The organism is Rhodococcus sp. WAY2, from assembly GCF_009859915.1.
GTDB classification, from domain to species: Bacteria; Actinomycetota; Actinomycetes; order Mycobacteriales; family Mycobacteriaceae; genus Rhodococcus_F; species Rhodococcus_F oxybenzonivorans.
The window spans coordinates 891,753-906,645 of the sequence record NZ_CP046572.1 but is presented as its reverse complement, the minus strand read 5'-3'; the positions used below and the strand labels follow the sequence as shown (position 1 = coordinate 906,645).

At 65.7% G+C, this 14,893-nt stretch carries 15 protein-coding genes; 7 read left to right on the top strand and 8 right to left on the bottom strand.

What is annotated here, in order from left to right:
* Nucleotides 1-48: 48 nt before the first annotated feature.
* From GFS60_RS04270 to GFS60_RS04260, 3 genes are all read left to right on the top strand, one after another.
* Nucleotides 49-900 carry an SDR family oxidoreductase gene (locus tag GFS60_RS04270; protein ID WP_236603371.1) on the top strand — a complete coding sequence of 284 codons (852 nt, stop codon included), beginning with the start codon at nucleotides 49-51 and terminating at the stop codon, nucleotides 898-900.
* A complete protein-coding gene (locus GFS60_RS04265) occupies nucleotides 897-1,625 on the top strand; it encodes an acetoacetate decarboxylase family protein (RefSeq protein ID WP_159919115.1) in 729 nt (242 codons plus the stop codon). Before GFS60_RS04270 ends, GFS60_RS04265 begins: the two co-directional genes overlap by 4 nt.
* Before the next feature lie 148 nt (nucleotides 1,626-1,773).
* Entirely contained in the window at nucleotides 1,774-2,616 is an 843-nt protein-coding gene (locus GFS60_RS04260; RefSeq protein ID WP_159919114.1) for an amino acid-binding protein, read from the top strand.
* A 13-nt stretch (nucleotides 2,617-2,629) separates the two neighbouring features.
* On the opposite strand, the gene GFS60_RS04255 is transcribed toward GFS60_RS04260, so the two are convergent.
* Nucleotides 2,630-3,823, bottom strand: coding sequence for an MFS transporter (locus GFS60_RS04255; protein ID WP_159919113.1), 1,194 nt, complete (start codon nucleotides 3,821-3,823; stop codon nucleotides 2,630-2,632).
* Between the two features lie 156 nt (nucleotides 3,824-3,979).
* Here GFS60_RS04255 and GFS60_RS04250 point away from each other — a divergent pair, with 156 nt between their 5' ends.
* Complete coding sequence (locus GFS60_RS04250; RefSeq protein WP_109326680.1) at nucleotides 3,980-4,423, top strand: MarR family winged helix-turn-helix transcriptional regulator; 444 nt, start codon at nucleotides 3,980-3,982, stop codon at nucleotides 4,421-4,423.
* A gap of 42 nt (nucleotides 4,424-4,465) precedes the next feature.
* Here GFS60_RS04250 and thpD read toward each other — a convergent pair whose 3' ends face one another.
* Genes thpD through GFS60_RS04230 form a run of 4 tightly spaced genes read right to left on the bottom strand, consistent with a single transcriptional unit; the run spans nucleotide 4,466 to nucleotide 7,593 of the window.
* Entirely contained in the window at nucleotides 4,466-5,380 is a 915-nt protein-coding gene (thpD, locus tag GFS60_RS04245) for an ectoine hydroxylase (protein ID WP_159919112.1), read from the bottom strand.
* Nucleotides 5,381-5,415: 35 nt separating this feature from the next.
* Nucleotides 5,416-6,093, bottom strand: a complete 678-nt coding sequence (locus GFS60_RS04240; protein ID WP_159919111.1) for a GntR family transcriptional regulator — start codon at nucleotides 6,091-6,093, stop codon at nucleotides 5,416-5,418.
* Entirely contained in the window at nucleotides 6,080-6,820 is a 741-nt protein-coding gene (locus GFS60_RS04235) for a maleate cis-trans isomerase family protein (RefSeq protein WP_159919110.1), read from the bottom strand. The genes GFS60_RS04240 and GFS60_RS04235 overlap by 14 nt, the downstream gene beginning before the upstream one ends.
* Nucleotides 6,821-6,852: 32 nt before the next feature.
* Nucleotides 6,853-7,593, bottom strand: coding sequence for a maleate cis-trans isomerase family protein (locus GFS60_RS04230; protein WP_159919109.1), 741 nt, complete (start codon nucleotides 7,591-7,593; stop codon nucleotides 6,853-6,855).
* A gap of 83 nt (nucleotides 7,594-7,676) precedes the next feature.
* Here GFS60_RS04230 and GFS60_RS04225 point away from each other — a divergent pair, with 83 nt between their 5' ends.
* Together GFS60_RS04225 and GFS60_RS04220 are read left to right on the top strand one after the other, a co-directional pair.
* A complete protein-coding gene (locus tag GFS60_RS04225; RefSeq protein WP_159919108.1) occupies nucleotides 7,677-8,651 on the top strand; it encodes a D-2-hydroxyacid dehydrogenase in 975 nt (324 codons plus the stop codon).
* Nucleotides 8,652-8,686: 35 nt separating this feature from the next.
* Nucleotides 8,687-10,057, top strand: coding sequence for an amidase (locus tag GFS60_RS04220; protein ID WP_159919107.1), 1,371 nt, complete (start codon nucleotides 8,687-8,689; stop codon nucleotides 10,055-10,057).
* 88 nt (nucleotides 10,058-10,145) lie between these two features.
* Here GFS60_RS04220 and GFS60_RS04215 read toward each other — a convergent pair whose 3' ends face one another.
* The 3 genes from GFS60_RS04215 to GFS60_RS04205 all read right to left on the bottom strand — a co-directional run bounded on the left by GFS60_RS04215 (nucleotide 10,146) and on the right by GFS60_RS04205 (nucleotide 13,321).
* Nucleotides 10,146-10,640 carry a DUF3830 family protein gene (locus GFS60_RS04215; protein ID WP_109326674.1) on the bottom strand — a complete coding sequence of 165 codons (495 nt, stop codon included), beginning with the start codon at nucleotides 10,638-10,640 and terminating at the stop codon, nucleotides 10,146-10,148.
* A gap of 103 nt (nucleotides 10,641-10,743) precedes the next feature.
* The gene (locus tag GFS60_RS04210) at nucleotides 10,744-11,943 is read right to left on the bottom strand and encodes a DDE-type integrase/transposase/recombinase (protein WP_236603167.1); all 1,200 of its coding nucleotides are present in this window, start codon (nucleotides 11,941-11,943) and stop codon (nucleotides 10,744-10,746) included.
* A 136-nt stretch (nucleotides 11,944-12,079) separates the two neighbouring features.
* Nucleotides 12,080-13,321 carry an aspartate aminotransferase family protein gene (locus GFS60_RS04205; RefSeq protein ID WP_159919106.1) on the bottom strand — a complete coding sequence of 414 codons (1,242 nt, stop codon included), beginning with the start codon at nucleotides 13,319-13,321 and terminating at the stop codon, nucleotides 12,080-12,082.
* A 118-nt stretch (nucleotides 13,322-13,439) separates the two neighbouring features.
* On the opposite strand from GFS60_RS04205, the gene GFS60_RS04200 reads away from it, so the two are divergent.
* Nucleotides 13,440-14,888: an NAD-dependent succinate-semialdehyde dehydrogenase gene (locus tag GFS60_RS04200; RefSeq protein WP_159919105.1), complete on the top strand. Its 1,449-nt coding sequence runs from the start codon at nucleotides 13,440-13,442 to the stop codon at nucleotides 14,886-14,888.
* Nucleotides 14,889-14,893: the final 5 nt, after the last annotated feature.

The window sequence follows — 14,893 nt, the reverse complement described above, 5'->3', positions numbered from 1 at the left end:
ATCGGCGCCTCAGAATTGACACGAGTTCTCACAACTGGAGGTCGGCACGTGGGTAACAACGACGGCGACAGCGGACTCGCCAAGTTGTCGGTGCTCGTCACCGGCGGCGGAAGCGGCATCGGGTTGGGCGTAGCCACGGCGTTGGTGGCAGCAGGAGCGCACATCACGATTTGTGGGCGCAATGGGGAGAAGCTGTCCTCCGCGGCGGCCGGGATCGAGGCCGACAACCCGCCCGGGACCGTCGACACGGTCGTCGCCGACGTCACCGCCGAGGACGAGGTCGTCCGCGCGGTCGCGAAGGCGAGCGAGCGCACCGGACAGCTGGACGGGGTCGTTGCCTGCGCCGGCGGAAACGAAACCGTGGGACCGGTGACGCAGCTCGACGTCGATGCGTGGCGACGGACGGTGGATCTGAACGTCACCGGCACGATGCTGACGATCAAGCATTCCGCACGCGCCCTCGTCGCCGCGGGTGGTGGATCCATCGTGACCATCTCCTCGATCGCCAGCAGCAACACGCACCGGTGGTTCGGCGCCTACGGCCCGTCCAAGGCCGGCGTCGACCACCTCACCCGACTCGCCGCGGACGAACTGGGTGCGTCCCACGTGCGCGTCAACTGCATCCGGCCCGGCCTGACCCGCACCGATCTCGTCGCGCTCATCACCGACGGCGGCCCGGTCCTCGACGACTACATGGCCAACACACCCATTGCCCGAGTCGGTGAAGTGACCGACATCGCCGCCCTCGCCAAGTTTTTACTCGGGCCCGCATCCACGTGGATCACGGGCCAGATCATCAACGTCGATGGTGGCCAGATGTTGCGACGTGGACCCGATTTCCGCTCGATGTTCGAGCCCATGTTCGGTGCGGACGCACTGCGTGGAGTGGTCGCGCCGTGAACTCACATCAGGTGCTGGGCAAGCAAGTCGACATGCCGGTGGAGATTCGGCAGGCGTCGGCATTCACGGCGATGTACTCGGTGCCGACCGGTGCCGCGCAGGAACTGATCGACTACACCGGCCTCGAGATACTGCAGTTCCGGCCCGGACGCGGCATCTGCGCGCTGGTGTTCGTCGACTACGTGGACGGAGATTTGGGCCCCTACAACGAATTCGGCGTGACCTTTCTCGTCCGCGACCACCGAACCGACAGCACCTCGGTCACACAGGATGTGAAGGCTCTGGCCAAGGGCCGGGCAGGTGCCTTGATCCATCGGCTGCCCGTCGACGGTGAGTTCACCCTCGCAGCCGGTAAGGGAATTTGGGGTTTCCCCAAGGTGCTGGCCGATTTCGACGTCGATCACGTCAGCTCCGTCAAGCGGGCGTCGGTCAGCCAGGATGGCCGGCTGATCGCTCAGTTGAGCGTTGCCAAAGGCATGCCGCTTCCCGGTTCCGGTGCCGGTGCCTCCCTTACGGCGTACTCACACCTCGATGGGATCACCCGGTTCACCACTTGGGACATGAACCCGAGTGGTGTCCGATCCCGGCCAGGTGGCGCGGAACTCAAACTGGGCAACCACCCGATTGCCGAAGAACTGCGGTCGCTGGGCCTCCCGAAGCGGGCGTTGGTCACGTCGTCCATCCCCAACCTCCGAATGACCTTCGGCGACGCGCAACCGGTCTGACCGGGAACCCCGTGCTCCAACTCACAACAACGGAGTTCTGTATCGACAGCCATCTCGGCCCTGTGACCCAACGTATTTCACGCCCCTCTGTCACATCACCGACGTGCGGTGAAACGACGTCGCAACACGGTGCGCCGACAGTGTGTGTATGAACGATGCCGCGAGAGAACCCGGAGTTCATGTCAACGCGTGCGAGGCGTGCGGTCGGCTCCCGCACCCCCGCCGCGTCCGCCTGGCACTTGCCAAACTGTGCGCCGTCTTTCCCGTCGAACTAGTGCTCCATGCCTTGGTCGTCCACGTCCACGTGTCCTACCTCGTCACCGTCGCAGTGCTCACCGTCAGCACGACCGTGTTGGTGATCTGGGTCGTCGAGCCGTCCGCGATGAGACTGCTCAGCGGGTGGTTGCACGGCCCGCCCGAGGGGAAGCACAGCCATTTCGCGACCGGACAGTCGCTCTGGCGCATCCGCGTCCGGGTGAGCGACCGCCCGGGACAGCTCGAATCGCTTGCCCACAACCTTGCGAATCTCGACGCGAACATCCTCACGGTGCATGTCCATCACCTCGAGGGTGGGTCGCTCGACGAGTTGATTGTCGGCGCGTGCCGGGACACGTCACCGGACGCACTGTCGACTGCCGTCGAGTCCGCGGGCGGCCTCGACGTCGGCGTCTGGCCCGCTTCGGCGCTCGCGTTGATCGACGGCCAGACCAAGGCGTTGACGTTGGCGGCGCGGGTGGCGGCCGATCCGTCCGAGCTCCCCCTGTCTATCGCAGAACTTCTCGGCGCGCAGTACGTCGACACGGTCAGCGACCGGACCCGCTCGAACGCCCACCCCGCCAACACGGCGTTCCTCGAAATCCCGGTCCGTGACGGTGACATGCTCGTCTTCACACGGGCTGTCGACGAGCCGTTCACGCCAGCCGAGGTGGCCCGTGCGCAACGCCTGAGTGAGCTTGCGCAACAGACGAATTCTGTTCCACCGCTCAGCTGACCGAGAATTGTCGCTAGAGCGACACCGTCGACACTGTCTCATCCTCCGACCACACCGGACGCCGATCGAGCACGGTGCCAAGACCGAGAACAGCGAGAGCACCCACCGTGAGTGCGGCACCCATCCAGATCGGCGAGGTGAATCCGAGTCCCGCAGCGATGGTCATGCCACCGAGCCACGCGCCGAGTGCGTTCCCCACGTTGAAGGCGGCGATATTCGCGCCGGACGCCATAGTGGGAGCTTCCTTCGCATAGTTCATGATGCGCATCTGCAGTCCCGGCACGGTCGCAAATCCGAATGCACCCATCAGAAACAGTGCGGCGACGGTCATGGGCTTGTTGTCGGCGGTGAGAGCGAAAACGACGAGGACCACGGTCAGCACCGCAAGAATGGTGATCAGTGTGCGGGTCAGTGCCTTGTCCGCGGCACGCCCACCGAGGAAGTTGCCGACGAACAAGCCGCCACCGAAGAGGACGAGTAGCCACGGAACACTGGTGGAGGCGAATCCACCGACCTCGGTGAGGGTGAAGGCGATGTAGGTGAAGGCACCGAACATGCCGCCGAACCCGAGGATCGTGACGGCGATCGAAAACCACACCTGGGGTGAGCGGAAGGCGCGCAGTTCGCCGCGAAGTCCGGCTGAGGCAGGATCGCTCGGACGATCCACCGCCGGCACCAGGGTCGCGATCCCGATCAGTGCGATCACACCGATGACGGTGATGGCCCAGAAGGTCGAACGCCATCCGAACTGCTGACCGAGAAAGGTACCGAAGGGGACTCCGAGAACGTTGGCAACGGTGAGTCCGGCGAACATGGTCGCAATGGCGCCCGCCTTCTTGCTTGCGGGGACCAGATCTGCCGCCAGCACGGAGCCGATGCCGAAGAACGCGCCGTGACACAGGGCGGCGAGAACCCGGCCGGCCATCATGACCTCGTAGGTCGGGGCCAGCGCCGACAGCAGATTTCCGCCGATGAACAACACCATCAGTAGTTGGAGGACACGCTTGCGGTCGAAGCGTGTGACGGCCGCGGTGATGACGATGGCTCCGACTGCCACCGACATGGCATAGCCGGAGATGAGGTAACCGGCCGCCGATTCGCTGACCTGAAAGTCAGCCGACACTTCCGGCAGCAGTCCCATGATGACGAACTCGGTGAGTCCGATACCGAAACCGCCCATGGCGAGGGCGAGTAGGCCCAGTGGCATCGCAGCCACCCCTTTCGTACAGACTCGAAGAATGCGAGCGAGCGCTTTAATCACGCGCCTGCAGTAGTTGCAGGCGCGGGATAAATAGTTGCATACGCGCTCTATGTGCGCAAGCTGGTAATCTTGGTATGGAGCCGCACAACAGGAGGTTGGTCAGTGGCAGTCGCCGATGATGCCGTCGAGATCCGTTCACAAGGGTGGCGCACACTCGCCGCCCTGCACGGACTGCTCGAGTCGGAGCTCGAACGTGCACTGCAGCGCGACCACGACCTCTCCGTGGTCGAATACACGGTGCTCGACGCCCTGAACCGTCAGGACGGCTGGCATATGCGGATGGCGCAGCTCGCGCGGGCCGCGGCGCTCAGCAGCAGTGCCACCACCAGGTTGGTGAATCGATTGGAGAACCGGGGCCTACTCACCCGCATTCTGTGCGACGACGACCGTCGCGGTATCTATACCGAGCTCACACCTGCGGGCCGAGCCGCATTGGACGCGGCGCGCCCCACTCACGATGCCACGCTGGAAGCGGCGCTCGATCAGGCTGCCGAGGTTCCCGAGCTCGCCCATCTCGCCCGTGTCCTGCACGAGCTGCCCGGGTGAGCGGCGACGCGCGCATCGGCACGCGTCGCCGCCCACCGGAGGTCAGCCGAGCGGCGTGAAGTCGCGCGACGCGATGTAGTCGGGCCGGGGACGCGCAGCGGCGAACGGCTCGACGAGAGTGTTCTCGACGCTGTTGAACACGAGGAAGATGTTCGACCGCGGGAACGGCGTGATGTTATTTCCCGACCCGTGCATCACGTTGGAGTCGAACCACAGCGCGGTGCCCGCAGCGCCGGTGAACTGCTCGATCCCGTACTCCGCGGCCATGTCGGTCACATCCTCCCGCCGAGGAACCCCGACTTCCTGGGAGACCAGCGAGGACGCGTAGTTGTTCTCCGGTGTGGCGCCTACACACTGGACGAAACTCTTGTGCGATCCGGGCATCACCATCAGCGAGCCGTTGAACGGGAAGTTCTCCGTGAGCGTGATCGAACAGCTGACCGTCCGGGGAATCGGGAGGCCGTCCTCGGCGTGCCAGGTCTCGAAGTCGGAATGCCAGTAGAAACCCGTGCCCTTGAAACCGGGCATCGAGTTGATCCGGCTCTGGTGGATGTAGACGTCGGAGCCGAGGAGTTGCCGCGCGCGATCGAGGATTCTGCCGTCGCGAACGAGTTCGGCGACCATCGCACTGCACCGGTGGACGTCGAAAACGGAACGGACCTCGTCCGTGCCGCGTTCGGTGATGACCCGCCCGCTCTCGCGAATCTGCGCGTCGTGGGACAGCCGGTCGAGCTCCTCACGGTAGACGGCGACCTCGTCCGCGCCCAGCAGGTTCTCGACGATGGTGAAACCTCGGGCCTCATGACGCTCGAGCGCGGCGGCGTCGAAGGGGCCGTCGGAGGGCGTTCCCCATACAGCAGGTTCACTGCGCGCGATCATGGACGGCTCGGTGCTGATCCGGGTCGGGTAGTGGTCGCGGCTGTTCGTCTGTTCCTGGATCTCAGCTACCTGAGTCATATGCCCTCCTCGGCGCGTTCCTCTACTTCGGTGTTCTACGAGGACAAAGTCCTCTGATCGGCGCGCAGGCGCTGAACGGCATCGTCGAGATGCTCGGCCAGTAATTCCTGCACCTCTTCACGTGTACCCGTTCTGATCGCTTCTCGCAGCTCGTCGTGTTCTTGGGCCTGCTCCCGAATGTCCTCATAGGTGGTCTGCAGGGCGCCCAGGCACATCCGCGTCTCGATCAGCAAGGTCCGGGCCGCACGAACCAGCCGGGGACTCGACGCACTTTCCACCAGAACCTGATGAAACAGCTGGTCGGCGTCCGATACGGCGGCGGCGCCACCCCGCTCGGCGGCGGCCTTCATCGCGATGACAGGTGCTTCGAGAGCGCGATAGACGTCCTCCCTCAGCCCGTCGTCGAAAATCATCTCGAGCGCACCTCGCTCGATCACCGATCGGCTCCGATAGACGTCGACGACGTCGTCGAGGGTCAGCTCCGTCACGAAGATGCCCCGGTGACGGATGCTGTGAAGGATTCCCTCGGACACCAGCCTCTGCATGGCCTCGCGTAGCGGCCCGCGCGACACCTGGAAGTGCGCGGCCAGATCCGCCTCCCCCAGCTGCGTGCCGGGCTCGAGTGCGCCCTTCATGATGGCGTCACGCAGACGATCCGCGATGAACTCGGCAGTCGATTGACGACTGACGGGTTCCAAGTCAGTCAGAGCCATGACTGTGGCCTTTCTCGAACAAGGTTCCTAACGACGGATGCACCGCCGTGTGGCCCGCGAGGCGCAGGCCTTCCCAGATGGTCACCTGGTTTGCCGTGAGGACCGGCTTGCCGAGGCGCTGCTCGAGAGTACTCAGCGCGCCCAGCGTCCTCATCGCCGTATCGGGGATGAGGAGTGCTTCCGAATCCGGGTGATCGTTTTCGACCGCAAGCTCGACCACTTCCTCCGGGCTCAGCAATCCGACTTCGGCGGCGGTATCGATGCCGGCGCTCGACATGGACAGCACCTCGACGCCGGCAGCGGCGAGGAAGTCGACGAACAACTTCGCGACGTCCTCCGGGTAGCTCGCGGCCACCGCGACGCGGGTGATCCCGAGGGCAGCCAGCGCGTGGACGAACGCGAAACTGGTGCTGGACGTGGGCACACCGGTGGCCGCGGCGAGGGCATCGGCCTGTTGCTTCGCGCCGTCGGGTCCGTAGACGAAGCTGCCCGAGGTGCACGCCCACACGACGGCGTCCGGCTTCTGCTCCGCAAGGAGGGCGGCGCCGCCGGCGAGCTTCTCGGGACTGCCGAGGTCCAGCAGTTCGGGCACGGCGTGCAGGTCGGTGCCGTAGATGTGCACGACCGGCAGGTCTACCCCGAGCATGTCCGCGGCGAACGGGTAGTCGTCCTCGGCCGCGTGGTCGGGGTAGATGAATCCCACGGTGGGGGCCTGGAGGCGGGTCATGCGTTCTCCTCTGCGGGGGTCGGGGGGTCGGATCAGAAGACGTTGCGGAGCCATTTGCCGGGTCCGGACATCGGGAGCTTCATCCGGCCGAGGCATGCCCAGATCGTGAGCTGATTGGCGGTGAGGACGGGTTTACCGAGCTCCGCCTCGAGCGGGGCGATCACGTCGTAGGTGGGGAGATTGGTGCAGCTGACAAAGATGGCTTCCGATTTCGGGTCGTCGGCGGCGATGATGCGTTCGGCGATCGTCCGGTAGTTGACCTTCCAGATTCCGCCGCCGAGTCCGAGGTGATCGGACCGCACCACGTCGGTTCCCGCCTCGTGCAGAAAACTGTGCAGCCGTTCGGTCAGCGCCGCGTCGTAGGGGGTGATCACCGAGACCTTGCTCAGCTCGAGGTGTTCGATCGCCTCGAGGAGGGCGCCCGACGTCGTGATCGCGTGCTGGGCGCCTGCCTCACAGATGGCGTCGCACAGCTTCCGTTCGTGCGCAATGCCCTTGATGAAACTGCCGGACGTGCAGAGGTAGGCGACGACTTCGGGTTCCACATGCATCACGTCACGGGTTGCTGTCATGAGATGCCGGCGCTCGGACACCAGTTCTGCCATCTCCAGGCTCACCGGAACCGGTTCGTAAGGGGTGCGCGCGAGGTGCAGGCTCACCTCGAGCGGCGCCCATCGCCACAGCTCGCGTTCGAGCGCCAGGTCGAACGGGGCGATGATGCCGATTCCTCGCTGCGCAATTGGCCCTTCGAATTCGGGAATGTTCAGTTCCAATACCGGGCCTCACCTTCGCTTCGGCAACGCCTGAGCCTTTTCGGATTGTTGACAATCATACGAGCTACTCTTACGGTGTCAACGTGAGTCGAAAACCGATCGTCGCGGTGCTCCATGCGCAGGTCCTGCCGCGGAACGACCTCATGGCGCCGGTCGACTCGCGCGCCGAGGTTCGCTACACGGACGAGGCTGGGTTGGCGCGCGCGCTCGACGGTGCCGACGTCTTGTTCCTCTACGACTTCCTGAGCGGCGCCGTCCCGGCAGCCTGGCACGCGGCCGACTCGCTGCAGTGGCTCCACATCGCCGCCGCCGGGGTAGACCCGGTGATGTTTCCCGAGGCCCGCGACAGCGACGTCACCATCACCAATTCACGGGGCGTGTTCGACGGCGCCATCGCCGAGTACGTACTGGCGCAGATCCTTTCGTTCGCCAAGGACCTTCCCGGATCGATACGGTTGCAGCAGTCCCACACCTGGAAACACCGGGAGTCCGAACGCATCGCGGGGCGCACCGCGTTGATCGTCGGCACCGGTCCCATCGGACGTGCGGTGGCCCGACTGCTCCGCGCTGCCGGAATGACAGTCCGCGGATCGGGGCGCCGGGGGCACGAATCCGATCCCGACTTCGGCGTCGTTCTGCCGGCGGACGACCTGCCCGCACAGCTCACCGACGCAGACTACGTCGTCGCAGTGGCGCCGCTCACCGAACAGACACGGCACATGTTCTGCGCAGAGACTTTCGCGGCGATGAAGCCGGGGGCACGGTTCGTCAACGTCGGCCGCGGCGAACTCGTCCGCACCGACGACCTGGTCGAGGCGCTGCGGTCGGGGACGATCGCCGGCGCCGCACTCGACGTGTTCGACTCCGAACCGCTGCCGGCGGACCACCCGTTGTGGGACATGCCGAATGTTTCGATCACGCCACACAATTCGGGTGATTTCGCCGGGTGGCGCGATGCGCTGGTTACCGTGTTCACCGACAACTTCGAACGATGGGTCGCGGGGCACCCCCTCGAGAACGTCGTAGACAAGCAGCTCGGGTACGTCCCGAGCCGCTGAAGCAGGGGCCGACCGTCCAGGATGAAGGAGTCTCCATGAATCCCACCGACATGACCGCCGTCGAACTGGTCACGGCCTACTCGTCCGGAGAGCTGTCGCCCGTAGAGGCAACGCAGGCGATTCTCGACGCCATCACCGAGCGTGACCGCGACATCAATTCGTACAGCCTCGTCGACGCGGAACGAGCTCTCGCCCAGGCGAAGAAGTCGGAGGAGCGCTGGAACACCGGCTACTCCAAGGGCCTGCTCGACGGAGTCCCCATCTCCATCAAGGACATCTTCCTCACCGACGGATGGCCGACGCTCCGCGGTTCCCAGGCGATCGACGAGGATCAGCCGTGGAATGTGGACAGTCCTGTCGCGGCCCGGCTCCGCGAAGACGGGATGGTCTTTCTCGGCAAGACCACCACTCCCGAGATCGCGTGGAAAGCGGTCACCGACAGCGCCCTGTGCGGAATCACCCGCAACCCCGCCGATCCGACCAAGACGGCCGGTGGTTCCTCCGGGGGCAGCGCGGCGGCGGTGGCAGCCGGTCTCGGCCCCTGTTCGGTGGGCACGGACGGCGGCGGCAGCGTGCGCATTCCCGCGTCGTTCTGCGGGGTGGTCGGCTTCAAACCCACTCACGGGCGGATTCCGTTGTTCCCGGCGAGCCCGTTCGGGCCGCTGGCACACGCCGGTCCCCTCACCCGAACCGTGGAGGACGCCGCCCTGCTGATGGACATCATGTCGCTGCCCGACCCCCGCGACCCCACGTCACTCGCCCCCTTCCCCACCACTTTTCGTGGTGAGATCGGCCGCGACGTCGTCGGACTCGGTGTCGCCTACTCGCCGACACTCGGCTACGTCACCGTCGATCCGGAAGTGCGGGCGATCGTCGATCGGGCGGTCCGGTATCTCGACTCGGCCGGTCTTCCGGTCACTGCAGCCGATCCGGGATTCACCGACCCCCTCGACGCTTTCGAGCTCCTCTGGGCGGCCGGTGCGGCCGCGATGTTGAAGAACTTCCCCGAAGGTGCGCGGGACAAGGTCGATCCAGGGCTGGCACGGGTGTGGGAGCGCGGCGAGACGTTCAGCGCCGTCGACTATCTCGACGCACGGGCGGTTGCCGCGGACGTCGGCATCACGATGGGCAAGTTCCACTTCAACCACAACGTGCTGCTCACGCCCACCGTCCCCATTCCCGCATTCGAGGCCGGATACGACGTCCCACCGGGCAGTGACCTCACTAGCTGGCCCCAATGGACCCCGTTCTCCTACCCGTTCAACCTGACGCAGCAGCCGGCGATCAGCATCCCCGTGGGCAAGACCACCGCGGGACTACCTGTCGGGCTGCAGATCGTCGGACCGCGGCATTCGGACGACCTCGTACTCGCAGTCGCACGGTTCGCCGAGCACGTGCTGGGCTGAATTCGATCCGCGGACCTTCGCAGCGCGTCGCACCTTCCTCAACCGGCGCGATGCGTACGGAAGGTCCGCGGATCGGGGTCCGGCGGTGTCAAGCCCGGGCAAAGCTCATTGTTTCGCCCTCGACTCCGCGCATCCACAGGTCGTTGCACGCCGCCGCCAATTCGGGGAGGCCGTCCTCGATGGCGGCGAACACATTGCCCGGCACCCATCCGACGTCACCGTTGAGCAGTAGGTTGTTGCGGCCGTAGAAGATCGCCAGGTCGGTGGCACCCTGTTCGGCGTGTGCCTCCGAGCCGGGCTCGTACCCGTAGGCGGAGTTCCCGATCTCCCAGGGTTCGAAGTCGAAGAGGCACACGTCGCCGGGAATCGGTGTGACGGTGGGGTTCTCGCGGTGCGGCGCCGCGGTGATGCGCGGGATCAAGGTGTACACCTCGTTCCGCGCGTACTTGGCATGGTAGGCGTCCCCGCTCTGCGGAAGCGCGTTCCACACCGCGTCACAGGTGCGCGGGGCGTCGTCGTCGAGAAGTCGGGCGCGACACGTCACGCCGCGCTTGTCCAGAGTAATGGTGATGTAGCGGGCCACGTTTCCTCCTTCGTAGCCCCTGTGAGTACTTATTAACCGCGGGCGGTTTGTGCTGTCTACGTTGATATGAGACACGGGTGTCTACGTAGATGCGAGACAGATTTTAGGCGGGTTGGAGTTGTCCTTGGTAGCGCTTGGTGTGGTCGAGGTGTAGGTGTCCGATCACGTTGCCGTCGGCGGTGTAGGCGGTGACGTGGTCGTCGTCGTGGAGCAGGGTGATGGTCTGCCCGGCTCTGCGCCGGCCGACGCTCAGTCGGGTGTGGGAGTCGATGCACACGGTGCCGGCGGAGGAGACGATCAGGGCGTGCACGGTGGCGTCGTGTTGGATCGGAAGTGCTTGTGGCCCACCGAGGAGTGGCGCGTTCTGCCAGGCCTGCAGTGGCGGCATCTTGACCGCACTGTGCGGGCGGTCGGTGTTGTAGAACCGCTGGTAGGTGTCGCAGAGCTGCTGCAGTTCGATCAGAGTGGTCGGTTGGGTGGGGTGAGTGGCCAACCATTGCTTGAAGGTGCGGTGGTGGCGTTCGACCTTCCCGCAGGTCTGTGGGTGGTATGGGGTGGAGTGGATCAGCCGCGCCCCGGCCCGCTTCACGACCCGGGTGAAGCCCGAGGTGCCGCCCTTGGTGCGGCGGGAGGTGAACGCGCTGCCGTTGTCGGCGAGTACCAGTGCCGGAACCCCGAAGTCGGTGAACGCGGCGGTGATCGCCGCGATCGCCCCGGCGGCGGTCTCGGCGTCCGCGACCCGGGTGGCGACCAGGGTGCGGGTGCAGTCGTCGAGGACCTCGAAGACGGTGGCCTTGGCTCCGGTCGCCAACCGAACTTCGGTGGCGTCGATCTGATAGCAGTCGCGGGGTTTGCGGTAGCAGAACCGGCGGTAGGACGATTTCGGGCGTTTCTTCGGCTCGGGGACGACCAGGTGGTAGCGGGAGAGGATCTTGTTGATCGTGGCCCGGGACGGGATGGTCCAGCCCTGCTCGGACCAGTGTTGTTTCTCGGCGACCGCGTTCAGGTGGTAGGCGATGGTGTCGGCGCCGCGCTCGTGATGGGGCAGGTTGAGGCGAAGCCGCACGATCTCGGCCTCCACCTCCCACGCGGTGGCGTGTGGGCAGGAGGTGGGCCGGCGGGACCGGGCGGTCCACCGGCCGTCCTCCTCGATCCGTTTCTTGTGCCGGTAGGCGGTGGCGCGGGAGATCCCGTGGTCGGTGCACCAGCGGGCGAAGTTCCCGTCGAACATGTCGGCGCCGGTGGTCTGCGAGACCACCAGCAGGGCGTGTAGCAGTTCCATGACGGCTTCCGTTCCGGTCATGAACCAAGTCCACGACCAGTCAGGTGCCTCATACCTCAATCGACAGCAGCGTGTCTCACATCTGGGTGGACATCATCTGTCTCACATGTCCCCAGACTCAACAAACCGCGGGCGGTTGATAAGTACTCACAGGGGGTTACACCTTGTCGAGCACCTCGGACCAGATCGCGAGCGCGTCTTCGACCTGCTGCTCGGACACGATGAGCGGTGGGACCATGCGTACCACGTTCATGTGGGCGCCGCAGGTCAGCAGGAGCAGGCCCTTCCGAGCGGCCAATTGCTGGGCGGCGGTCGCCGTCGCGCGGTCCGGCGTTCCGTCGGGCGCGGTGAATTCACTACCGACGAGCAGTCCCAGTCCCCGCACGTCCCCGACGCCCGCACCGGCGGTGCGGCGAGCACCCTCGAGGAGCTGCGCCCCTCGCTCCGCAGCGTTGGTGACAAGACCCTCCTTCTCGATCACCTCGAGCGTCGCGACCGCGGCAGCGCAGGACACGGCGTTGCCGCCGTACGTTCCGCCCTGCGAGCCCGGCCATCCCTTGGCCATGAGTTCGGCCGACGCCGCGATCCCCGACAACGGGAACCCGCTGGCGAGGCCCTTGGCGATGGTGATGATGTCGGGCCGGACGTCGAAATGCTGGTGCCCGAAGAACTTGCCGGTGCGGCCGAATCCGGTCTGAATTTCGTCGATGACGAGGAGGATTCCGTACCGGTCGGCGCGCTCGCGCAGTCCGTGGAAGAACGTCGTGTTGCCGGGCACGTAGCCGCCCTCACCGAGTACCGGCTCGACCACGAAAGCCGCGGTCTCGTTCGGCGCGGTGAGCGTGGCGAAGATGTAGTCCAGCTCCTTCAGCGCGAAGGCCGTGGCTTCCTCCTCCGACCAGCCGTAGCGGTAGGCGTTGGGGAACGGGGCAACGTGGACACCGCCCATCAGCGGGCTGAACCCGGCCGAGAACCGGGTACCCGAGGTGGTCATCGTCGCCGTCGCCACAGTGCGGCCGTGGAAGCCACCGTGAAAGACGATCACGTTCGGCCGGCCGGTCGACTGACGGGCGAGGCGCAGGGACGCCTCCACTGCCTCACTTCCCGAGTTCGCGAAGAACAGCGAGTCGAGGTTCTCGGGCAGCACCGCGCCGAGCCGCTCCGTGAGTTCGAGCAACGGCTGGTGCATGACCGTCGTGTACTGGCCGTGGATGAGCGAGCCGACCTGCCGGCGGGCAGCCTCGACGACGTGGGGGTGGCAGTGGCCGGTGCTGGTTACCCCGATTCCCGCGGTGAAGTCGAGGTAACGGCGGCCGTCCGTGCCGTAGAGGTAGCACCCTTCACCGTGGTCGACCGTCACGGGTGTGGCTTGTGCGAGCAGCGGAGATAACCGAGTCACGAGAACCCTCCCACGCGTAGATGCCGCCGTCGTGCCGCAGCAATTTGCATTGTCAGATTGTTGACAATCTGTATATCATGGGCGGCATCACTTCGGCAACGGAGAATGGGGAAGAAACATGCTCGAGGAAGCAGCAATTCGTTCGGTCCAGACCGGTCTCTTCATCGGTGGGAAGTGGCGTGACAGCGCCCGCACCATGCCGGTCCACGACCCGTCGACCGGACAGATCCTGTGCACGGTCGCCGATGCCGACGCGGCGGAGGCCCGCGAGGCGCTCGACGCGGCGGTGGCGGCGCAACCGTCGTGGGCCGCCACCACTCCCCGCGAACGCAGCACCATCCTCATGAACGCGCACCGCCTGCTGCTCGACAACACCGATCGGCTCGCACTCGTCATGACCCTCGAGATGGGTAAGCCGCTCACCGAGGCGCGCGGCGAAATCGCCTACGCAGCCGAGTTCTTCCGGTGGTTCGCCGAGGAAGCAGTCCGTATCGACGGCGGTTACATGACCGCACCCGGAGGTGGGTCGCGTTTCGTGGTGACCCGGCAGCCCGTCGGACCGAGCCTGCTCATCACTCCGTGGAACTTCCCCATGGCGATGGGGACCCGCAAGATCGGGCCGGCCATTGCTGCCGGATGCACGTCGGTGATCAAGCCCGCCGCGCAGACTCCACTCTCCATCCTCGCCCTCGCCGACATCCTCACCGAAGCCGGACTGCCCGATGGTGTGGTCAACGTGGTGACCACCTCTCGCCCGGACGAGGTGATCAGTCCGCTGATCCTCGACGGCCGCGCCCGCAAGCTGTCGTTCACGGGATCGACGGCGGTGGGCAAGCACCTCCTCGAACTGTGCGCGCGCACGGTGATGCGCACTTCGATGGAACTCGGCGGGAACGCGCCGTTCCTCGTCTTCGACGACGCGGATCTCGACGACGCCGTCGACGGCGCCATGGCGGCGAAGATGCGCAACATCGGCCAAGCCTGCACGGCCGCGAACCGAATACTCGTGCACAGTTCGGTAGCCGAGGAGTTCACGCGCAAGCTCACACAGCGGATGGAGGCACTGCCCGTCGGGCGCGGTACCGAGGACGGCGTCGTGGTCGGACCGCTGATCGACGAGGCGGCAGTGGCGAAGGTGAGCACTCTCGTCGCAGACGCGGTCGGGCGCGGCGCCTCCGTCCTCACCGGTGGCGAACCACTCGATCGTCCCGGCAACTTCTATCCGGCGACCGTACTGACGGATGTGCCGGACGACGCCGAGATGTGCCACAACGAAATTTTCGGGCCCGTGGCGGCGATCAGCACCTTCGACACCGAGGCGGAGGCGATCGAGCGGGCCAACGACACCCCGTACGGCTTGGTGGCCTATGTCTACACCGAGAACCTGAAACGCGGGTTGCGAGTCAGCGAAGCCCTCGAAACGGGAATGGTGGGCCTCAACCAGGGAGTCGTGTCCAACCCGGCGGCACCGTTCGGCGGGGTGAAGGAATCCGGGCTGGGCCGCGAGGGTGGGCTCACCGGCATCGACGAGTTCCTCGAAACCAAGTACATCGGAGTCGCGATGTGAGCGCG